Raw genomic sequence first — 21,807 nt, 5'->3', positions numbered from 1 at the left:
ACGCCCTCTAAAGGGCCGTTGGAGACTACAACGTTGATAGGCAGGGTGTGTAAGCGCAGCGATGTGTTGAGCTAACCTGTACTAATGACCCGTGCGGCTTAACCATACAACACCCAAGAAGTGTGAGACCTTGCGTAGGCAGGCAACTACAAAAATTATTTCAGCAAGACATCAGTTTTCCAGCGTTTGTTAGTCAGTGACTAGCAAACCCCAGTTTATGCCTGGCGGCGATAGCGTTGTGGTCCCACCTGATCCCATGCCGAACTCAGAAGTGAAACGCACCCGCGCCGATGATAGTGTGGCAGCTGCCATGTGAAAGTAGGTCACTGCCAGGCGCCCAATTAAAAAGCCCGATACGAAAGTATCGGGCTTTTTTCGTCTGCGAAAAATAGCACGGCTGCTCCGGCCAAAGGGCCCGCTCCACCGACTCGCTATGAATACCTCCCTGTACACCCTCTGTATCATCCCTGAAACAGAGGGCCGGTGGAGCAGATCCCTTTATCCTCCCTGGCGCACCGGCGTCCTCTGTTGAGCCTGGAACCTCCATGGCTACAGAAACCAAGTTATCCAAGGGACTAGTGCTATCAAGTTGCAATGGGCACCTCTCTTACCGACGTTGATATGTTCAATATATTGATATTAGGTGATTTAATAATCATAGTGCCCATGGTTTCATGTCGACATAGATCACATTCAGGCATTCTTTGTGTACAATAAGATTACATTTAAGTAACACTTATGTTTTTTTTGCGGTATTATCTGGCTGTCTCCTCACTTAGCCTACGCTTTGCAGTGGAGTCGGAGGGCTGAGTCAAACGTCTTACTGGATGTTGGCCAATAATAAACAGCAGTCAGAGTATGCCTGCACACTGGTAACAATTAACAAAGGGATCTGTTATGACCCAGGACGTAAAAACAGCACAAAGCAAAAACCCCGATTTGCTTTATGCGCTGCATGATAAACCGGGCTTCTGGCCTTCTTCTTTTGCTGCCTTACAGCATGTGCTCGCCAGTCTGGTTGGGGTGATTACGCCTACCCTTATCGTCGGCGGTGTACTGGGGCTGGGTGAGCATATTCCTTACATGATTAGCATGGCGTTAATAGTGTCGGGCGTAGGTACTTTCATCCAGTGCCGCCGTATTGGTCCTATCGGTGCGGGTATGCTTTGCTTGCAGGGCACCAGTTTTGCGTTTCTTACCGCCATCCTGTCTGCCGGCATGATTGTGAAAAGTCGGGGTGGCTCCCCCGAAGATATTCTGGCGACCATCTTTGGCATCAGCTTCTGTGCGGCGATTATCGAAATTTTTCTGAGCCGTATCATCCACAAGCTGCAGAAAATAATCACACCTGTGGTGACCGGTACCATCATCATCTTGATCGGTATTCCGTTGATCAAGGTGGCAATGACCGATATCGGTGGTGGTTTCGGTGCCGAAAACTTCGGCTCCCTGGATAACCTGTTACTGGCCGGAATCGTGCTGGTCAGCGTTGTTCTGCTGAACCGTTCCAAGAACCCTATGATTCGTCTGGCTGCCGTTGTTATCGGTCTGACGCTGGGCATGGTCGTGGCCTTCTTCATGGGCCGCCTGGACTTCTCCAGCCTGGGCAACCTGCCTCTGGTATCTGTTCCGGTTCCGTTCAAGTTTGGTTTCCAGTTCGATCTGGCGGCCTTTATCCCGCTGGCCATCCTGTTCTGTGTGAGCGCCATGGAAACGACCGGTGATCTGACGGCCAACTCCACCATCTCTGGTGAGCCGGTAAAAGGTCCTGTTTACATGAACCGGATACGTGGCGGTGTGCTGGCCGATGGTGTGAACTCCATGATTGCTGCCACCTTTAACAGCATGCCTTCTACTACCTTCAGTCAGAACAACGGCGTTATCGCCCTGACCGGTGTGGCCAGCCGTTTCGTTGGTATCTACATTGCAGCCATCCTGGTGATTATGGGGCTGTTCCCCGTCATCGGTGGTATTTTGCAGCAGATGCCCAAGCCGGTACTGGGTGGCGCTACCCTGATCATGTTCGGTACCGTGGCGGTAGCGGGTATTCGAGTGCTGTCACAGGCCAACCTGGATCGTCGTAACATGATGATAGTAGCCATTTCGGTCGGCATGGGTATCGGTGTTTCCAGCGTACCTAACGTGCTGCAGGCTCTGCCGGATACCCTGGAAAATATCCTGAAATCACCAGTTGCCATGGGTGCCATTACCGCCATCCTGCTGAGCCTGATTCTGCCTGAACAGACGCATGGCGAAGAATCAGATGTCGAAACTGCGGTTACTGATGACGAAGATGGCATAGTCAAAAAAACTAAGTGATGTGGGTGAATACCTGCTTCTCGCTTAAAGCCTGAACCGTCTCAACCCTGACACACCTTCCCGGATTGTGTGTCAGGGTTTTTTACATCCGGGGGATGCCAACTTTCATTTTTAAAGGGAGTAGAAAGTCTGATGCAAAACCCCAACACACTCTGGATAAAACAACCCCTCGCTACCCTGAGCGCGGCCTATGCCGGTGGTCTGGTGATTACCGGCAACCGGATCACCGAGCTGCTGCCCTCGGGGCAATCACCCAGTATGTCGGTAGATGCAGTTTATGATGCCAGTCAGCATGTCCTGCTGCCTGGCCTTATCAACGCTCATCACCACTTCTATCAGACCCTGACCCGAGCCCACCCGGTGGCGCTGAATAAGGAGCTGTTTTCCTGGCTGACGTCACTGTACCCGGTATGGGCCAGGCTGGAGCCGGAAATGGTGGAAGTCTCGACTCAGATCGCCCTTGCCGAGCTGCTGTTGTCGGGCTGCAGTACAGCCAGTGACCATCACTATCTGTTTCCTCAAGGTCTGGAAGGTGCCATCGATATTCAGGTGGCTCAGGCACAACGACTCGGTGTTAGGGTTCACCTTACTCGCGGCTCCATGAGTCTGGGGCAGGAGCAGGGTGGCTTGCCCCCACAGTCGACGGTGCAAAGCGAAGACGTCATCATGGCCGACAGCGAACGGCTGATCCTTCGTCATCATGACCGCACCGACGGTGCCATGGTGCGGGTGGCGCTGGCTCCCTGTTCTCCGTTTTCGGTCAGTACCGAGCTGATGAAGATGTCTGCCCGGCTGGCAGAGCAACACGATGTTCAGCTGCATACCCATTTGGCGGAAACCCACGATGAAACCGCCTTCTGTCAGAAGATGTTCGGCATGCGTCCGGTGGATTATCTGGAGTCGGTTGGCTGGCTCAGCAACCGGGTATGGCTGGCCCATGGCATTCACTTCAATGAGCAGGAAATCGGGCGGCTGGGACAGGCGGGGGTGGGTATCGCTCACTGTCCTTCTTCCAATATGCTGCTGGCCTCGGGCCAGTGTCCGACCCTTGATCTGGAAGCCGCCGGGTGTCCCGTCGGTATCGGTGTCGATGGTTCCGCCTCCAATGATGGTTCCAACATGATTGCCGAAGTCCGTCAGGCCCTGCTGTTGCAACGGCTGCGCTACGGTGCCCGCAAGATCACCCATCAAAAGGTGCTGGACTGGGCCACTCGCGGCTCTGCGGCTTGTCTGGGGCGTGATGATATCGGCGACATTGCCGTCGGCAAGCAGGCGGATCTGGCCCTGTTCCGGCTGGATGATATCCAGTTTGCCGGTGCCGGAGATCCGCTGGCTGCGCTGATTCTGTGTGGTGCTCAGCGGGCTGATCGAATGATGGTGGCCGGGCGCTGGCGAGTGATCGATGGCGCCGTCTGTGCTCTGGACATAGAAGCACTGAAGGCGAGGCAGCGAGAACTGGCCGCACAGCTTATTGTTTGAAAACGAAGTTGTGATAACTCAGCCGTGATAACCGGATGTGATCATACAGAGGGTGCCAATAGGCGCCCTTTTATCACTCCTGATTGATGAATCCATCTGGAGTTTTCTTGTCTGTCTGGTATAAACAGATCCCGTGTTTCCAAGATAAAAGATAATAATATGCGATGGGATCTCAAGGGCTGGACAGCACTGCATGCTCTGGCTTTGTTACTGTTTTTTTCCTGGCTTTTTGGTTACTGGCAGGAACTGGATGAAGCGGTATTCTGGTGGTTCAACGGCCACCTGGTCACGGTACCCGGCTTTGCCGACTTGGTGGCTTTCGTCAATCAGCGCTGGATTGATGGTGCCGCTGCACTCTTGATGGCTGGCTTTGTGTTTCGCCATGCCTGGATGGTGACGGGGCGTGAGCGGGCTAAAATTGGTTGTTTGCTGTTATTGATGGCCGGCTGTTTTTCGCTGCAGGTGGCGGCGGGCAAAACCTTGCCCATCGAGCGGGCCAGCCCCACCATTGTTTACGAGCAGGCGGAGCGGGTCAGTCAACTGGTGCCTCATATCAAGGCCAAGGATGCATCCGGTGATTCTTTCCCCAGCGATCACGGCATCGGTTTCGCCACCTTCCTGCTGTTCGCCTGTTATCGCTTTCCCCGTCGCTATCTTTATGCGTTGGTACCACTGGTGCTGGCCCTGGCCATGCCGCGGGTGATGTCCGGCGCCCACTGGTTTACCGACTTTATCTGTGGCTCCATTCCCCTGGCGATGATCACCGGTGCCTGGCTGTTCCATACCCCGCTGGCGTATCGGCTGACCGAGGCGATGATCACGCCGGTCGAAAAGCTGCTGTCACGGTGGCGATTGCAAGGTTAAGCAAAAAGGGCGGCTATGGGCCGCACTTGTCTTTATGTGGGCAGGGTGAACCGCTCGCTGCAAGGCAATATATCGTAATCCACCATCACGGTTTCACCGACCAGATGGCGGCGGAGCATATCGAAGGCGGCAAAGGCCAGCAGCCGGCGTCGATTGAGTGGATCACGAAAGTGCATTTGCAGGGTCTGTACCTGACAGCCTTGAGCTGATAGCAAGGCAATAGGAATGCCTTGCGGGCCTTCGGCACCAATGGCCAGGGTAAGAGGGCGAGTCGAGCGTGTCAGCCAGTGGGCCAGATCTTCGGCGCTGTCCGGCAGTCCCGCCAGATAGTGGCCCTCGAATTCGGAGGTGATAGTGCTGATGGTATCGGTCAGGCGGCCGCCACTGGCATCCTCGAAGATAACGAGATCCTTGTTTAATAGCAGGGGTCCCAGGCTGGCGGTAAAATTCATCTCGTCTCGCGCCACCAGGTGAGTGCCCACTTCTGCCAGTAGCTGTGCTTCAGCGGCGGCAATGTTGGCCGCGTCTTCGGTTTCGATAATCAGCTTCAGCTCTATGGTCGGCGAATTGGCTCGGTAGCCGAGGGTAATGCCGGCCGGCCATTGCCGATGGTCGAGTCGGTCGCTCAGGCCGGACTCGGACAGACCGAACAGAAAGAAACGACGAACCTGGCTATGGCCGTTCTGACCGAGCTGTCGGCGCAGTCGTGGCAGCATTTCATCGTCCATCATTTTTTTCAGCTCTGATGGCACCCCCGGCGTAAAGAAAAAGGTCGCACGGTTGAGTTTGATGGCAAAACCACAGGCGGTGCCTACCGGGTTGTCCACCAGCTCGGCGCCTTGCGGTAACATGGCCTGTTTGCTGTTGCTCTGGGGCATGACGCGATTTCGGCTGCTGTACTTCTGCTGCATCACCTCGAGCCAGTGCTGATTCAGCTCCAGGGGGACGCCGGCGGCCTCGGCCATGGCTTCGGCACTGATATCGTCCGAGGTGGGGCCGAGTCCTCCGTTGACGATCACCAGATCGGCCTGATGGCTGCGTTGTACAAACAGCTCTACCAGATCGGCCTTGTCATCGCCCACGGTGAAGCGGCGGCGAACCTGCCATCCCTGTTCCAGCAACCGCTGCGACAGCCAGCCGGCGTTGGTATCCGTTATCAGACCGGTCAGGACTTCATCACCGGTACTCACCAGTTCAATCACAGCTTCCATATTCTTATCCTCGAGGTGCGTTGTCGGGATTTTACCGTATCTTCGGTCTGTGGCACACGTCGGGGATGACAAGACCCGTCGCTTTGTTGTAGATTTCTAGATGTCTAGACTTTCTTACCGATGCTGTACATGGAGTGAGCAAATGCCCATCAGAATTCCGGATCGCCTGCCAGCGGCCGATGTCCTGACTCAGGAAAATATCTTCGTGATGACGGAGACCCGGGCGGTCAATCAGGAAATCCGCCCGATGCGGGTACTGCTGCTTAATCTGATGCCGAAGAAAATTGAAACCGAAAATCAGCTGTTGCGCATGCTGTCCAACTCGCCGCTGCAGATTGGCGTGGATTTGCTGCGTATCGATGACAGGCCTTCGAAGAATACGCCCCAGTCGCATCTGGAACATTTTTATCATGATTTCGAACAGGTACAGGAACAGTTTTACGATGGCCTCATCATTACCGGTGCTCCGCTGGGACTGACCGACTTCTGCGATGTGGTGTACTGGGACAAGATAGAGCAGATAGTGGCGTGGGCCAAAAGCCATGTGACCTCGACCCTGTTTCTGTGCTGGGCGGCCCAGGCCGGCTTGAAAATTTTATACGGGCTGGACAAGCGAACCCGACTGGAAAAACTGTCCGGCGTTTATGAGCACCAGAATCTGGCCCAGTACGAGCCACTGGTACGCGGCTTCGACGATGTGTTTCTGGCGCCCCATTCCCGCTATGCGGATTTTCCGGTGGATCTTATCCGGCAAAAGACGGACTTGAAAATACTGGCGGCGTCGGAAAAGGCGGGCGTGTATCTGGCGGCCAGTCCGGACGGACGGCAGGTGTTTGTCACCGGCCACCCGGAATACGATGCGGATACGCTGAATGCTGAATACAAGCGGGATCTGGATGTGGGTATCGAGCCGCAGATGCCGGAGAACTATTATCCCGACAACAATGCCGACAACTCACCCCGGGCCACCTGGCGCAGCCATGGTCACCTGCTGTTTGCCAACTGGCTGAACTATCACGTCTACCAGCTGACCCCGTATGACCTGCGTACCCTGAGCGCCACCGGCGATACCCTTACGCGAGACTAATACCAATTTGAATAAACATCTGATCATTTTTAAACCCGAGCTCAGAGGCAACACAGCCGCCTCCCACGACACGCCATAAACTCATCCCTGAGGGCTCGGGAAATGCCGTCCATGGCATTTCACGGTCGTGGTAGTCGATCTCTGTTGCCTCTTCTCAAGCACCGAGTTGCCTGTAGACGATGTCAACAGGCAACTCCCTGGCATCAGGGAGGATAAAGGGATCTGCTCCGCCGACCATCTGACCGCCGATGTATGGCGGGAAAGCCTGGACGGCAGGAGCATTTCCCGGCCGCGCCAAGGATGGCGCGGCGGAGCCTACATGGAGGTATTCACGGCGTGTCGACGGAGCGGGCCCTTTGTCCAACCTTTGCAGAGCAACCAAATAGATCAGTTATTTACTCTGTTTGGTATAAGACCTGTGAGGGATGAGGCGCAAAGTGTGAGGAGTAAAATCCCCCTCACCCCTCACCCCTCACCCCTCACCCCTCACCCCTCACCCCTCACCCCTCACGGAACTATTTACTCGATAGGAAAACCGGCCTTTTCGGCCGCCTTGGCCTTGTTGATCATCGGGGTGATGGTCATGCCCTGTACTATGATGGAAAACAGCACTATGGCGTAGGTCATCATCAGGATCAGGTCCCGCAGTTCAACCTGACCGTCGGTGCCAAGCTTGATGCCGGCGGGAATGGATAGCGCCATCGCCAGTGACAAGCCGCCGCGCAGTCCACCCCAGGTCAGGATCCGTATCGAGTATTTGTTATAGCTGCGAAAGCGGCGAAAGCCAACGTAGGGCAGGGCGACACTGACGAAGCGGCCGGCCAGCACCAGCGGAATACCGTACAGCACCAGAATCCAGGCTTGCCAGTGAAATTGAACCAGCAACATGGCCAGGCCAATCAGCAGGAACAGCAGGGCGTTCAGAAACTCGTCCAGCAGATGCCAGAACTGATCCAGGTATTTCGAGCTCTGTTCGGAAAAACCGGTGTAGCGGGTCCAGTTACCAATCATGATACCCGCCACCACCATGGCCAGGGCGCCGGAGACTCCCAGTATATTGGCGAAGGCAAAGCCGGCGGTCGGGATGCACAGGGTCATCAGCAGCTCCATTGAGCCGTCGTCGCAGGCGCTGATCATGATGTGGCTCATCAGGCCCAGCAGGGCGCCGAATATGATGCCGCCGATGGCTTCGTGGGTGAACAGGGTCATCACCGAGCCGAAGGACGCCTCTGTGCCGTTGAAGGCCACCGAAAAAATGGTCAGGAAGATCACCAGGCCGATACCATCGTTGAACAGCGACTCGCCTTCAACCTGGATGGCGATTTGCTCGGGAGCACCCAGCTTTTTGACGATGGCCAGCACGGCGATGGGATCGGTGGGGGAAATCAGCGCCCCGAACAGCAGGCAATAGATAAACGGCAGGGGAATGGCGGCCACATAGGCAAGTAGCCACAAGCCGGCAGCCACCACCAGTGTTGAAATCAGTACACCGAGGAGCACCAGCACCGATATCTCCCATTTCTGACTTTTCAGGGCCGGCAGGTTGATGCCCAGGCCACCCGCAAACAGCAGGAAGCCGAGAATACCCTGCAGCAGAAACTCGCCGAAGTCGACGGTCTCGAGAGTAGCAATGGCATGCAATTGCAATTCGGGCCAGGTCGTTTTACCGAGAATCAGCATCAGGATCGAGATAAGAAGGGCGCCGAAAGTAATGGCGATGGTAGTCTGGATTTTCATTATGTATTGATTGACGAAAGCGATGGTAATAGCCATCGCCGCCAGAATACACAGGGTGTAATAGACGCTCATAAAGGCACTTCCGTAGAGATTTTATTTTATTTGCAAGCTAGGTTGGCCGGTCTTTGCCGGTGGTGCATAGTGTGCCCTAACAGCACGGGTTTTCACTAGCGAAAATGCGGTTAATTTACGCATTATTACCGGCTATATGCCCCTTGTCATGTATCAGCCTTGTAGATGGCTGGATTTCCAGTTTCGTATTTTGTGGTAGCATGGATGTTGCTTTCAGGAATCAAGTTGTAACAGGAGTTATCAGTGTCCAGATCCCCCGTTTTTTCCCAGCTCGAACAGGCGCTCGCCGAACGTATTTTGATTATCGATGGGGGCATGGGCACCATGATCCAGTCACATCGACTGGATGAGGCGGCCTACAGAGGCGAACGCTTCGCCGACTGGCCATCGGACTTGAAAGGTAACAACGACCTGCTGGTGCTGAGCCAGCCTGAGATCATCGCCGGGATCCACAGTGATTACTTTGCCGCCGGTGCCGATATCATCGAAACCAATACCTTTAATGCCACCAGCATCGCCATGGCGGATTACCAGATGGAATCGCTGGCGGTGGAAATTAACCGGGAAGCGGCGCGGCTGGCACGCCAGGTGGCCGACGAATGGACCGCGAAAGAGCCGCACAAGCCGCGCTTCGTGGCCGGGGTGCTGGGCCCGACCAACAGAACCGCGTCCATTTCGCCGGATGTGAACGATGCGGGTTATCGTAACGTGACCTTCGATCAACTGGTGGAGGCCTATACCGAATCGACCCAGGCGCTGATTGATGGCGGCGCCGACTTGCTGATGATCGAAACCATCTTCGATACCCTCAACGCCAAGGCGGCGGTGTTTGCCATCGAAGGCCTGTTCGAACGGCAGAACATACGTCTGCCGGTGATGATCTCCGGCACCATCACCGACGCCTCGGGTCGTACCCTGACGGGGCAGACCACGGAAGCCTTCTATCACTCGCTGCGTCATGCCAAGCCCATTTCCTTCGGCCTGAACTGCGCGCTGGGGCCCGACGAATTGCGCCAGTACGTGGCCGAGCTGTCCCGTATCAGCGAAACCTATGTCTCGGCTCACCCCAATGCGGGCCTGCCCAACGCCTTCGGTGAATATGATCTGGAAGCGGATGAGATGGCCGAGCATATCCGCGAATGGGCCGAAAGCGGCTTCCTCAATCTGGTGGGCGGTTGCTGTGGCTCCACCCCCGAACATATTCGCGCCATGGCCGAGGCGGTGGCGGGTATCAAGCCCCGGGCGTTGCCCGAACTGCCGGTGGCCTGTCGTCTGTCTGGTCTGGAGCCGGTGCAGATCACGGCCGAGACTATGTTCGTCAACGTCGGTGAACGGACCAACGTCACCGGTTCGGCCAAATTCAAGCGGTTGATTAAAGAAGAAAAATACGACGAGGCGCTGGAAGTGGCGCTGCAACAGGTAGAAAGCGGCGCCCAGATCATCGACATCAACATGGATGAAGGCATGCTGGATGCGGTGGCCTGCATGACACGCTTCCTCAACCTGATCGCCGGCGAACCGGATATTTCCCGGGTGCCGATCATGATCGACTCCTCCAAGTGGGAGGTGATCGAGGCCGGTCTCAAGTGCATTCAGGGCAAGGGAATAGTCAACTCCATTTCCATGAAGGAAGGGGAAGCACAGTTTATCGAGCAGGCCAGGCTGGTGCGTCGTTACGGGGCCGCCGTTATCGTGATGGCGTTCGACGAAGTGGGCCAGGCCGATACCCGGGAGCGCAAGTTCGAGATCTGTCAGCGTGCCTATCGCATTCTGGTGGATCAGGTGGGCTTTCCGCCGGAAGACATCATCTTCGATCCCAACATCTTCGCGGTGGCCACCGGCATCGAAGAACACAACAACTATGCGGTCGACTTCATCGAGGCGGTGAAGGACATCAAGACCCATCTGCCCCATGCCATGATCTCCGGTGGAGTGTCCAACGTATCCTTCTCGTTCCGCGGCAACGATGTGGTACGCGAGGCCATTCATGCGGTCTTTCTCTATCATGCGGTCAAGAACGGCATGGACATGGGCATCGTTAACGCCGGTCAGCTGGCGATCTACGAAGACATAGAACCTGATTTAAAAGAAAAAGTCATCGCCGTGGTGCTCAACGAGAACGACGGCGCCACCGAGGCGCTGCTCGAGATCGCCGAGCGTTATCGCGGCAGCGGTGCCCAGGTGGCGGATCCCCGTGATCTGGAATGGCGCAGCTGGCCGGTGAACGAACGTCTGGCCCACTCCCTGGTCAAGGGGCTGACCGACTTTATCGAAGAGGATACCGAAGAATCCCGGGCGCAGGCGGTTCGGCCGCTGGACGTGATTGAAGGTCCCTTGATGGACGGCATGAACGTGGTCGGCGACCTGTTCGGCGAGGGCAAGATGTTCCTGCCTCAGGTGGTCAAGTCGGCGCGGGTCATGAAGCGAGCAGTGGCTTATCTCAACCCATTCATCGAGGCCAGTAAAGAGGTCGGCCAGACCAACGGCAAGATCGTCATGGCCACGGTAAAAGGCGATGTTCACGATATCGGCAAGAATATCGTCGGCGTGGTACTGCAGTGTAACAACTTCGAGGTGGTGGATCTGGGCGTCATGGTGTCCTGCGAGCAGATCCTGAAGACGGCCCGGGAAACCAATGCCGACATGATCGGTCTGTCTGGCCTTATCACCCCCTCGCTGGATGAAATGGTGCATGTGGCCAAGGAAATGCAGCGTCAGGGCTTCACCATACCGCTGCTGATCGGCGGTGCCACCACCTCCAAGGCTCATACCGCGGTCAAGATAGAACAGAACTACGACGAGCCGGTGGTCTATGTGTCCAACGCCTCCCGTGCCGTCGGCGTGGTACAAACCCTGCTGAGTCGCGAGCACAAGCCGGCCTTCGTCGAACGGTTGAACAAGGAATATGACATTGTGCGGGATCAGCATGCCCGTAAGAAACCGCGCACCAAGCCGGTGACCCTGGCCGCAGCCCGCGCCAATAAGGTCGCCATCGACTGGCAGGCCTACACGCCGCCGGTGCCAGCCAAGCCGGGTGTTCACGAGTTTCATAATGTGCCGATTTCGGTGCTGCGCGAATACATCGACTGGACACCCTTCTTTCTGACCTGGTCGCTTGCGGGCAAGTATCCGCGCATCCTGGAAGACGAAGTGGTGGGCGAAGAAGCCAAGAAGCTGTTTCGTGACGCCAACGATTTACTGGATCAGCTGACGGACGAGGGCGAGCTGAGCTGTTCCGGCGTCATGGGCCTGTTTCCGGCCAACAGCGTGGAAGACGATGTGGAAATATACACCGACGAGTCCCGCACCCAGGTGCTGCATACCCTGCGCTTCCTGCGTCAGCAGACCGAGAAGAAAGACGGCTTCCCCAACTACTGTCTGGCCGACTATGTGGCGCCCAAAGGCACCAAGCCCGACTACGTGGGCGGCTTTGCGGTGACCGGGGGTATCGGTGAAGATGACATCGTCCGTCGTTATAAAGAGGCGGAAGACGACTACAACGCCATCATGGCCAGCGCCGTGGCCGATCGTCTGGCGGAAGGTTTTGCCGAATACATGCATCTGAAGGTGCGGCGTGAATACTGGGGTTATGCCGCCGACGAGCAGCTCAGCAACGACGAGCTGATCCGGGAGAAATACAGCGGTATCCGCCCGGCACCCGGTTATCCGGCCTGTCCCGAGCATACCGAAAAAGGGACCCTCTGGCAGTTGCTGGATGTGGAGTCGCGCATCGGCATGCAGCTGACCGAATCCTACGCCATGTGGCCGGGAGCGGCGGTGTCGGGCTTTTATTTCTCCTACCCCGATACCCGCTACTTTGCGATAGCGCAAATCCAGGAAGATCAGCTGCTGGATTACGCCGCGCGCAAGGGCATGACGCGGGAAGAGGCTGAAAAATGGCTGGCGCCGAATCTGAGCGCATAATCTCCGGTTCATAATTATTGGTTCAAGACTCTTGATTCAAGTGTCTTACCCCAAGACAAGAAGGCGCCGATGGCGCCTTCTTGCTTAAATGATGCTCGGCCCGCATCTTCTCGCGGGTGGGGGTGTATGCTTGTAATAGAAGGAAATGTGGTTCAGGCAATAATACGGCGTTTTTAGCGGCCGGACTGCTGGAAAGGCTGGACAGGATTCGGACGATGGCGTAGCTTCTGCCGACTTTATTTCACTACTGGGAGGAGCCTTCCATGTTTGCTGTAAGACACACCGGAAAAACAGGATGGTTGCTCCTGGCGGTCATGCTGTTATTAGCCCCCTTGAGTCAGGCGCAGGCTAACCCGCGCTATGCCGCCATAGTGCTGGATGCGGACAGCGGCGAAGTGTTGCACGCGTCCAGCGCCGATGCCGCCCGCTATCCGGCCTCTCTGACCAAGATGATGACGCTTTATCTGCTGTTCGAGGCCATGGACAAAAGGCTGATGACGTTGGATACATCCATGCCGGTATCGGCTCATGCCGCTTCCATGCCGCAAACCAATATTTCGCTGAAAAAAGGGGAGCGGCTACAGGTACGGGACGCCATTCCGGCTCTGGTGGTGCGATCCGCCAATGATGCGGCCGTGGTGGTGGCGGAAGCCCTGGGCGGGACCGAAAGCGAGTTTGCCCGCATGATGACCGCCAGGGCGAAGTCGATGAAGATGACCGCCACCAGCTTCCGCAATGCTTCCGGCCTACCGGACAACGCTCAGTCTTCTACCGCCCGGGATCTGTCGATACTGTCGCTGCGGCTGATGAAGGACTTTCCCCAGTATTATCACTATTTTTCGACGCCTTCCTTCAGCTACAAGGGGAGGACCTATCACAGCCACAATCGCATGGTAAAAAACTATGCGGGCGTCGATGGCATGAAAACCGGTTATATCCGGGCCTCGGGCTTCAATGTGGCCACCTCTGCCCTACGGGGCGAACGTCGCCTGATTGGCGTGGTGATGGGCGGGAATACGGCCCAGTCCCGGGACGCTCAGATGGTGAAACTGCTGGATAGTGGCTTCGAGCGGGCTGCTCAGCTTGCCAAGGCATCGGGCAAGGCTGCGCCGGTGATCAAGCCGGTGAGCAGCACCGATACCGTGCGTCAGGTGGTCAGGAAAGAGCCTGAGACGCGCTCGCCGGCGGTGCTGCAGCGTGTATCCAGCACCTTGCCGGTACAGCAGACCGTATCGGTACAACAGGCCTTGCCAGTCGGCGATCTTGGCTGGGCGGTGCAGGTTGGCTCTTTCCGGATATCCGAGCAGGCGAGAGATAGGGCCTCCGATGCGGCCCGTCGACTGGATAATATCGAGCTCATCCAGGTAGCGGTCAATGAGGTGAGCATCAGCAATCGCAAGCTGTTCCGGGCTCGACTGGTGGGGCTGCACAAGGATCAGGCAAAGAGTGCCTGCCAGCGGCTCTCGCGCCAGGGCATGGATTGTCTGGTGGTGAAGATGACCGGAAGCTAACAGCGTGAGGCGAGAGATAACGCCTCTCGTCCTACTTTGTTTTGGGTATAGAAAAAGGGGCAACATGATGTTGCCCCTTTTTGGGTCGTCTAATTGGCTTGTCCGTAAACCGGTTTGCTCCCTGCAATCCCTGACGTGCCTTATCCTTTATGGCGTTCCCTTTCCCGATCCGTCGGGTTGTCCTTAAGTCTTCCTGACCGCAAGTCATCCTGACCTGACGCTCGTCTCCATCCTGGAGGTGTCCATCGCCGCATCCTGCGGGGTTCCTTGCCTGTCCTGGCAGCCTGTCTTCCTGACCGGCTCCTTGCTTCCTGCGAGAGACATAGTAGCTCGGTTCGGACTCTGCTCAAGCCAAAAAAGACAGCCGCTTTGACTGTCGAATTCGGAATTTACCTTAACTAATTGATAATAATGAGTAAATATTTCATTTTCGGCCAGTGGCGTGATCAGAAAGCGCTTCTGCCGCTCGTGCTTTGAGAGATCTCGCACACGGCGACAGGTGCTTGTCGCTAGCCGTTACCCGGAGCGGCTTCGAGCTGCAGCAACCAGGACTTGCGTTCCAGCCCGCTGGCATAACCGACCAGCTTGCCGCTGGCGCCGATGACCCTGTGGCAGGGAATTATGATGGAGATGGGGTTGCGGCCGTTGGCCAGCCCGACGGCACGCATCGCCTTGGGGTTGCCGATAAGCCCCGCTATGTCTTTATAGCTGCGGCGCTCGCCATGGGGAATGGTTTGGAGAGCCTGCCAGACGCCTTGCTGAAACGGCGTGCCTCGGGGCGCCAGTGGCAGTTCGAAGACACGACGCCTTCCTTCAAAATATTCCGTCAGTTGCCGGCAGGCGGATTGCTGCAAGAGAGTCACGGGTGCGACCGCCTGATCGACATCGTCGCCGAAGCGCAGCTCTGTGATGGCATCGGTGCTGGTAGAGATGGAGATCAGGCCCAGCGGGCTTGGAATGGTGCAGTGTGTCGACATGGCAGACTCCGGGGTGACAACGAACGGGAATACGGTGATTGTATCCCCGCTGAGCCGGAGTGGCGTTAAAATTCGCTCAGTTGCCAAGCGTCGAAGGCGGGTTCTTCGTACGGATGAGCCGCGCGCAAGGCCTGGACGGCGGCGTGGATTAGATCATCCTCGCACACCAGTTCGACTCGTACTTCTTCAACTCGTTCCAGATCGCCGGCCTTGCCGATAAAAGGATTGGCACCGGCCAGGGGCCGGAACTGCCCAGTGCCCCGGGTTTCGAAACAGCACCGATCGTAGTCGCCAATCTTGCCGGCGCCGGTAGCGAATACCGCCGCCTTGACCAGTTCAAGGTGGGATTCGGGTACGAAGAACACCAGCTTGTACATTGATTTCTCCTAGGCGTGGCGCCGACTCAGGCTTTTTTCAGGAACTTGGCGACCAAGACAATCTGTACGCCGTTGACCTTGCCTTCGATGTGCTCGGGGTTGCTGGTCAGGTTGATGCCCCTGACCATGGTGCCGCGCTTGGCGGTAAAGCCCGCGCCCTTGACGTCCAGATCCTTGATCAGGGTAACGGAGTCACCGGCCTGCAGGCGGGCGCCGTTGCTGTCGAAGGTCGGAGCGCTGTCGTCTTCTTCATTTACCTGACCCATTTCGGCCCACTGCTGCGTTTTCGGCTCCAGATACATCATGTCCAGCAGATCCCGGGCCCAGACCTCGGTGGATAGTTTCTTCAAGGTTCGCCAGGCCAGCACCTGTACAGCCGGCTCCTGGCTCCACATGCTGTCGTTCAGACAGCGCCAGTGGTTGTGATCCTGGGGCGACTCGAGGTCGTTCTGGCAAGTGGCGCACAGCAAAGTGCAATGATCGGCTCTGTCGGCATTTTTTGGGGAAACGGCCTGCAGGCTCAGCTGGTCGGTGGCGCCGCACAGCTCGCAACGGCCGTCGCTGCGTTGTTGTAATTGTTGTTCTATGGTCATGATGAGGATTTTCGAAATGATGAAAACATCGCGCGATCCTAGCATAAAGCCGGGTACTTGTTGTGGTTATAGGGGTGATGATAGATAATTTAAGCCTCATATGAGTTTATTTTTAGGCGGGCCGGAGAGCATGAACGAGATGAGTGCAGCACTGACCGTGACCACCGACGTCCAGCCTTGTGCCTGCCTGCGGGGGCCCTGGACCCTGGCGCATTATGCGGAGCTGGTGCGTACTGTGGTGCCACCGACAGCATCGGTCAACAGTTTGGATGCGTCCGGCCTCACCGCGCTTGATACCGCGGGTGCCGCCCTGCTGGTGAAGTTGCTGGGCGCGGCCTCGCTCTGCCGGATATTGCCCGACGCCACTGGGCTGTCTGCCGAACGCCAGGCATTGCTGCTGGCAGTGGCGAACGCCATGGCCAGCCGGGAGCCTCCACCGCCGGCGGAGTCTCGCTGGACCGACGGCCTGGCCCGGCTGGGTGAACGCGTGCTGGATGTCTGGCGGCAGCTGGTCCTGCTGCTCGGTTTCATGGGGCTGACCCTGAGTACCCTGGCGGTCTCGATACTCAAACCACGGCGCTGGCGGATCACCGCTCTGGTGGCGCAGATGCATCAGTGTGGGCTCAATGCGGTGCCCATCGTCGCCTTGCTCACCTTTCTGGTTGGGGCGGTCGTGGCCTTTCTCGGCGCCACTGTGCTGGCGAATTTCGGCGCCACCATTTATACGGTCGATCTGGTGGCCTATTCCTTTCTGCGGGAGTTCGGGGTGCTGCTCACCGCCATTCTGCTGGCCGGTCGTACCGCCAGCGCCTTTACCGCCCAGCTCGGCTCCATGAAGGTGAACGAGGAATTGGACGCACTGCGCACCCAGGGGCTGGATCCCATCGAACTACTGGTGCTGCCGCGACTGCTGGCGCTGGTGCTGACGTTGCCGCTGCTGACCTTTATTGCCATGCTCTCGGGCATGGCCGGTGGCGCCGCCGTGTCTTTACTCTCACTCGATATTTCTCTGGCCCAGTATCTGGCTATAGTACAGCTGGTGCCGGTACAGCACTTTCTGGTGGGAATGGGCAAGGCGCCGCTGTTTGCCCTGCTGATTGCGTTGATAGGTTGTCTGGAAGGATTCAAGGTCGGCGGCAGCGCCCAGTCGGTGGGCGAACACACGACCTCCAGCGTGGTGCAGTCGATCTTCGTGGTGATACTGCTGGATGCGATTGCCGCTCTCTTTCTGATGGAGATGGACTGGTGAGCCAAACCGGAGAAATGGTGATCCAGGTGCGGGCGCTCGACAATCGATTCGGCACCCATGTGGTGCATGAGGATCTGGATCTGGACGTTTACCGGGGCGAGATCCTCGGGGTGGTCGGGGGATCCGGTACCGGAAAGTCGGTGTTGTTGCGATCCATCGTCGGACTGCGCCGGCCAAGTAGTGGTGAGGTGCGGCTACTGGGCCAGAATCTTCTGGCCTTGCCGGAGAAGGAGCGGGTGCTGCTGGAACGACGCATGGGCGTGCTGTTTCAGAAGGGGGCGCTGTTTTCTTCGCTCACCGTTACCGAAAATATCGAGCTGGCGCTGATCGAGCAGGCGGGATTGTCCCGCACGGATGCTTCCTATCTGGCGTCGGTCAAGCTGGCACTGGTCGGATTGCCGGCCAAAGCGGCGGCCTTGTATCCGTCCGAGCTGTCCGGGGGCATGATCAAGCGGGCGGCCCTGGCCCGGGCGCTGGCACTGGATCCGGATGTGCTGTTTCTCGACGAGCCGACTGCCGGCCTGGATCCCATCGCGGCGGCGGCCTTCGACCGGTTGTTGTTGACGCTGCGGGATGCGCTCAACCTGACGGTGTTCCTGGTCACCCATGATCTGGATACTCTCTACAGCAGCTGTGATCGGGTGGCGGTGCTGGCCCACAAGAAGGTACTGGTGGCCGACCGGCTGGCGGTGGTGGCTGCCACCGACGATGCCTGGGTACAGGATTACTTTCATGGCCCCCGCGGCCGGGCCGCGAGTCAGGCGGCCGAACTTGCTCGCAAGGAGTGACAGATGGAAACCCGTGCACATCATGTGCTGATTGGCTGTTTTACCCTGGCCGTTGCCGCCGGTGTTCTGCTGTTCGCGCTCTGGCTGGTCAGAGCTGGCAGTCAGCAAGACTCCCGGCTGTACGATATCGTGTTTCGGGAGGCGGTCAGCGGCCTGACCGTAGGCAGTGCGGTAGAGTACAACGGCATTCGGGTCGGGGAAGTGGAAAACCTGTCTCTGGATCCACAAGATCCGCGGCGGGTACTGGCTCGGGTACGCATCGCCCGGCAGACCCCGGTAAAAATCGACACCCGTGCCCGGCTGGCGCTGGCCAATATTACCGGCGCCGCCAACATTCAGCTGAGTGAGGGCTCTCCTGCCAGCCCGGCGCTCGGGGCTGAGGGCGATGCCCTGCCGGTGATCCTGGCGGATCCTTCCCCCATAGCCCGCTTGCGGGTGAACAGCGAAGAGCTGCTGGTCGGTATTACCTCTCTGGTCGACAGGGCCAATCAGCTGTTCTCGGCGGCAAACAGCCGGCATCTCGGCCGGGTGCTGGCCAACCTGGATGAAACCACCAGCGTGATTGCCGGGCAGAAAGGCGAACTCCGTCAGGGGATGGCGGATCTGGCAGAGGCCAGCCGGCAGATGAAAGCCACCATGACCCAGGCTTCCCGGCTGCTCGGCCAGCTGGAGGACCAGCTTGGCGGTAAGGGCGAGCGCCTGCTTACCAATGCGGATCGCAGTCTGGCCTCCCTCGAGCGATTCAGTCGTAATCTCGATCGCTTGCTGGCCGATAACCAGCAGGCGCTGGGATCGGGTCTGCAGGGCATGGCCGAGCTGGAGCCGACCCTGAAGGAGTTGCGCAGCACCCTTGCCACCCTGGGCGAGGTTGCCCGGCGTCTTGAAGAAGATCCCTCCGGCTTTCTGCTGGGCGGGGAGAAAATCCGGGAGTTTCAACCATGATGACGATGAGACGGTTATGGGCTCATATGCCGATGATAGGGTTATCGGTGGTGCTGGCGCTGAGTGGTTGCACCCTGCTGCCCTCATCCCCGCCGGTCACTTTTTATCGCCTGCCGCCACCGGCCCTGGCACCGAGCGTGGCTCCAGGCTCGGCGGAAAGGGTGGATTTGACGCTACGCATCATTCGGCCCGAAACCAGCGGACTATTGGCCGGAACCCGCATCGCGGTGGTGCCGCAAGACAACCAGCTCAGCGTCTATCAGAATGTACGCTGGGTATCGCCGTTGCCGGTATTGTGGCGGGATCAATTGATCGAGTCGTTCCAGAAGGATGGCCGTCTCCGGCATGTCGGCAGCGACGCAGACAACCTGAGGGTCGATGTTGAGCTGGGCGGGGTATTGCGTGCCTTTCAAAGCGAATATCGCCAGGGCCGCCCCCTGGTGATCATTCGCTTCGATGCCAGGCTGATTGACCCCTACCGGCGCACCATACTGGCCAGCCGGCGTTTCGACGTCAGTGAGATCCCGCAGGGGCCAGAAGTGCCGGCGGTGGTGGCGGCGTTCGGGGTGGCCCATGATCGGTTGGCGCGGGAGCTGCTCGACTGGCTGCTGGTCACTCGGCGGCCATAACCGATGAAGCCGACGTCCAGCAAGTTTCACCGGTTTTTTGCCGGCCCCTCGCATAGCCTGCTGCCTCTGGTGCTGCTGGGGGGCGTGATCGGTATCCTGTCCGGCTTGGTCATGTTCGGCTTCCTGAGTCTGCTGAACATGACCCTGGGCTGGCTGAACGGCGCCAACCTGGAAGATTTCGAATCCCTGTCGCCCTGGTGGCGACTGGGATTGCCGGTGCTGGGCAGCCTGCTGCTGATCCTGCTTTATCGGCTGACGCCAGTCTCCGGCCAGACGGTCGGGCTGGCCTATGTACTGGAACGGCTGCAGTTCGGTCGGGGGCAGCTGCCGGCAGCCAATACCGCCTTTCAGTTCATGGCGGCCTTGATTGCGCTGGGCACCGGCCATAGCGTCGGCCGCGAAGGGCCTGCGGTGCACATGGGGGCCGGCATCGCCAGCCTGCTGGGGCAATATACGGATCGTCCCCCGAGTCAGCTACGGTTGCTGATCGGCTGCGGTACGGCGGCGGCCATTTCCGCCGCCTTCAACACGCCGCTGGCTGGGGTCTTGTTTGCGATGGAAGTAGTGCTGATGGAATACAGCCTGCTGGGATTTGCTCCCATTATCGCCGCCGCCATCACCGCCTCGGCCTTTAGCGGCGCTTTGCTCGGCCCTCACTCGGTGTTGCAACCGGTCCGGTTGTCGCTGGCGGGCTATGGCGATATTCCCAGCCTGCTGCTCACCGGGCTCTGGATGGGTCTGGTGGCGGTTCTGTTTCATTATCTGGTCCGGCTCTTTCTTCGTTTTCCCCTCAATAGCCGGGCGGCCAGGTTGCTGCTGGCCGGCGTGATCACCGGCGGGCTGGCGTTGTTCGTGCCGCAAATCCTCGGCTCGGGTTATGACACCATCAACGCCACCCTGGATAATCAGCTGCCCTGGTTGCTGTTGTTGCTAATCCTGGGCGCCAAGCTGATTGCTACGGCGGCGGCCATCGGGCTGGGGGTGCCGGGTGGTCAGATAGCCCCCATGCTGATGCTGGGAGTTTGCGCCGGTGGCGTGGCGGGCGCCCTGGTGCCGGGCGCTTCCGAGCCAGGCCTCTACGCCCTGCTGGGCATGGCGGCCATGATGGGTGCCGTGTTGCATGCCCCCCTGGCGGCGCTGGCCACTGTGCTGGAGCTGTCGCTCAGTGCCGAGGCGATGTTTCCGGCGATGACAGTGGTGCTCAGCGCCAATCTGGTCTGCCAGCATGGGTTTCGGCAACCGTCGCTGCTGCTGACCCTGCTCAAGGAGCGGGGACGCCTGCTGCAAACCCACCCGCTGCGTACCGCCCTGGCGCAGCGTTATTTGTCCGAGCTGGCCAGTTTCCGCTTCACCGAGTTCGATATCGAGCAGGGTGATAATAATCTGGACGCAGTGCTCGAACAAAAGCTGCCCTGGGTGGTGGTACGACAGTCAGAACATTGCTATCTGGTTGAGGAAGAAGCATTCGCGGAAGCTTGCCTGACATGTCGGCAGCAGGAAGATCAGACACTGCTCCAGGCGCTGGCGCCACTGTTGAGTGATCGTCGACAGTTAATTGAGCTGACCGAGGATGCTTCCCTGCTGACTGCACTCAAGACGCTGCAGCAGGAAGAAACCGCCGGTTTCCTGCTACCGGTCGGTCGTCAGGGCCTGGGGTTGGTGACGCGCCGCCGCCTGGTAACGATGCTGACCACGGATGATCCCATCCATTAATGTAATAATACCTGTTGCATTAAACATTCGAGCTTTTTGATGACCACATCAATCTCGGACAAAGGGTCCGCTCCACCGACCCGCTCAAGCACCTCCCTGTGACGCTCAGCACATGACATCCGACCGCCATGGAAGGCGGGAGTGCCAGCATTGCAGGAGCTTTTGTTGGCCCTGTCATGTGATGGTCGGTGGAGCAGATCCCTTTGTCCTCCTTGATGCTCCGGCGTCGCCTGTTAGCACTGCCTGCTGACAACTCGGTGTTTCAGAAGAGGCAACAGAGAACGGCTCCCACGACCGTGAAATGCCAGGGATGGCATTTCCGAGCCTACACGGAT

The 21,807-nt window shown here is 58.0% G+C and carries 16 protein-coding genes and 2 rRNA genes; 13 read left to right on the top strand and 5 right to left on the bottom strand.

All coding sequences use genetic code 11. The features are described 5' to 3' along the window. From UN63_RS17235 to UN63_RS11610, 5 genes are all read left to right on the top strand, one after another. Positions 1-106: ribosomal RNA gene (locus UN63_RS17235) — 23S ribosomal RNA — on the top strand; the annotation flags it as partial. A 114-nt stretch (positions 107-220) separates the two neighbouring features. After that, positions 221-335: ribosomal RNA gene (rrf, locus tag UN63_RS11625) — 5S ribosomal RNA — on the top strand. Between the two features lie 562 nt (positions 336-897). Then, positions 898-2,319, top strand: coding sequence for a nucleobase:cation symporter-2 family protein (locus UN63_RS11620; RefSeq protein ID WP_104486911.1), 1,422 nt, complete (start codon positions 898-900; stop codon positions 2,317-2,319). Positions 2,320-2,451: 132 nt separating this feature from the next. Further along, positions 2,452-3,798 carry an 8-oxoguanine deaminase gene (locus UN63_RS11615; protein WP_104486910.1) on the top strand — a complete coding sequence of 449 codons (1,347 nt, stop codon included), beginning with the start codon at positions 2,452-2,454 and terminating at the stop codon, positions 3,796-3,798. Positions 3,799-3,957: 159 nt separating this feature from the next. Beyond that, positions 3,958-4,662 (top strand): phosphatase PAP2 family protein, encoded by a 705-nt coding sequence (locus tag UN63_RS11610; protein WP_104486909.1) that lies wholly within the window; start codon positions 3,958-3,960, stop codon positions 4,660-4,662. 32 nt (positions 4,663-4,694) lie between these two features. Here the strand turns inward: UN63_RS11610 and UN63_RS11605 are convergent, their stop codons facing one another. Continuing rightward, positions 4,695-5,873, bottom strand: a complete 1,179-nt coding sequence (locus UN63_RS11605; protein ID WP_104486908.1) for a CinA family nicotinamide mononucleotide deamidase-related protein — start codon at positions 5,871-5,873, stop codon at positions 4,695-4,697. A gap of 142 nt (positions 5,874-6,015) precedes the next feature. On the opposite strand from UN63_RS11605, the gene metA reads away from it, so the two are divergent. Beyond that, positions 6,016-6,960 (top strand): homoserine O-acetyltransferase MetA, encoded by a 945-nt coding sequence (gene metA / locus UN63_RS11600; RefSeq protein WP_104486907.1) that lies wholly within the window; start codon positions 6,016-6,018, stop codon positions 6,958-6,960. A 519-nt stretch (positions 6,961-7,479) separates the two neighbouring features. Here the strand turns inward: metA and UN63_RS11595 are convergent. After that, on the bottom strand, positions 7,480-8,769 hold the full coding sequence (locus UN63_RS11595; protein ID WP_104486906.1) for a cation:proton antiporter: 1,290 nt from the start codon (positions 8,767-8,769) through the stop codon (positions 7,480-7,482). A 243-nt stretch (positions 8,770-9,012) separates the two neighbouring features. Between UN63_RS11595 and metH the strand changes: the two genes are divergently transcribed. Beyond that, a complete protein-coding gene (gene metH, locus UN63_RS11590; protein ID WP_104486905.1) occupies positions 9,013-12,693 on the top strand; it encodes a methionine synthase in 3,681 nt (1,226 codons plus the stop codon). Positions 12,694-12,956: 263 nt separating this feature from the next. Then, positions 12,957-14,204, top strand: coding sequence for a D-alanyl-D-alanine carboxypeptidase (locus UN63_RS11585; RefSeq protein ID WP_104486904.1), 1,248 nt, complete (start codon positions 12,957-12,959; stop codon positions 14,202-14,204). 509 nt (positions 14,205-14,713) lie between these two features. Here the strand turns inward: UN63_RS11585 and UN63_RS11580 are convergent. From UN63_RS11580 to UN63_RS11570, 3 genes are all read right to left on the bottom strand, one after another. Further along, positions 14,714-15,181 carry a methylated-DNA--[protein]-cysteine S-methyltransferase gene (locus tag UN63_RS11580; protein ID WP_104486903.1) on the bottom strand — a complete coding sequence of 156 codons (468 nt, stop codon included), beginning with the start codon at positions 15,179-15,181 and terminating at the stop codon, positions 14,714-14,716. Between the two features lie 65 nt (positions 15,182-15,246). Then, positions 15,247-15,558 (bottom strand): YqfO family protein, encoded by a 312-nt coding sequence (locus UN63_RS11575; protein WP_104486902.1) that lies wholly within the window; start codon positions 15,556-15,558, stop codon positions 15,247-15,249. A gap of 26 nt (positions 15,559-15,584) precedes the next feature. Next, complete coding sequence (locus UN63_RS11570; protein WP_104486919.1) at positions 15,585-16,151, bottom strand: PhnA domain-containing protein; 567 nt, start codon at positions 16,149-16,151, stop codon at positions 15,585-15,587. Between the two features lie 130 nt (positions 16,152-16,281). Between UN63_RS11570 and UN63_RS11565 the strand changes: the two genes are divergently transcribed. From UN63_RS11565 to UN63_RS11545, 5 genes are read left to right on the top strand one after another with little or no spacing between them, the layout of a single operon-like run. Then, a complete protein-coding gene (locus tag UN63_RS11565) occupies positions 16,282-17,400 on the top strand; it encodes an MlaE family ABC transporter permease (protein ID WP_104486901.1) in 1,119 nt (372 codons plus the stop codon). After that, complete coding sequence (locus UN63_RS11560; RefSeq protein WP_373294509.1) at positions 17,397-18,188, top strand: ABC transporter ATP-binding protein; 792 nt, start codon at positions 17,397-17,399, stop codon at positions 18,186-18,188. The genes UN63_RS11565 and UN63_RS11560 overlap by 4 nt, the downstream gene beginning before the upstream one ends. Before the next feature lie 3 nt (positions 18,189-18,191). Beyond that, positions 18,192-19,130 (top strand): MlaD family protein, encoded by a 939-nt coding sequence (locus UN63_RS11555; RefSeq protein WP_104486900.1) that lies wholly within the window; start codon positions 18,192-18,194, stop codon positions 19,128-19,130. Next, positions 19,127-19,759 carry an ABC-type transport auxiliary lipoprotein family protein gene (locus UN63_RS11550; protein ID WP_229793425.1) on the top strand — a complete coding sequence of 211 codons (633 nt, stop codon included), beginning with the start codon at positions 19,127-19,129 and terminating at the stop codon, positions 19,757-19,759. Before UN63_RS11555 ends, UN63_RS11550 begins: the two co-directional genes overlap by 4 nt. Positions 19,760-19,762: 3 nt before the next feature. Continuing rightward, positions 19,763-21,472 (top strand): chloride channel protein, encoded by a 1,710-nt coding sequence (locus UN63_RS11545; RefSeq protein WP_104486899.1) that lies wholly within the window; start codon positions 19,763-19,765, stop codon positions 21,470-21,472. Positions 21,473-21,807 lie beyond the last annotated feature (335 nt).

Origin of the sequence: Oceanisphaera arctica (genome assembly GCF_002936955.1) — a bacterium.
GTDB classification, from domain to species: Bacteria; Pseudomonadota; Gammaproteobacteria; order Enterobacterales; family Aeromonadaceae; genus Oceanimonas; species Oceanimonas arctica.
This window is presented reverse-complemented; position numbering and strand designations above follow the sequence as displayed.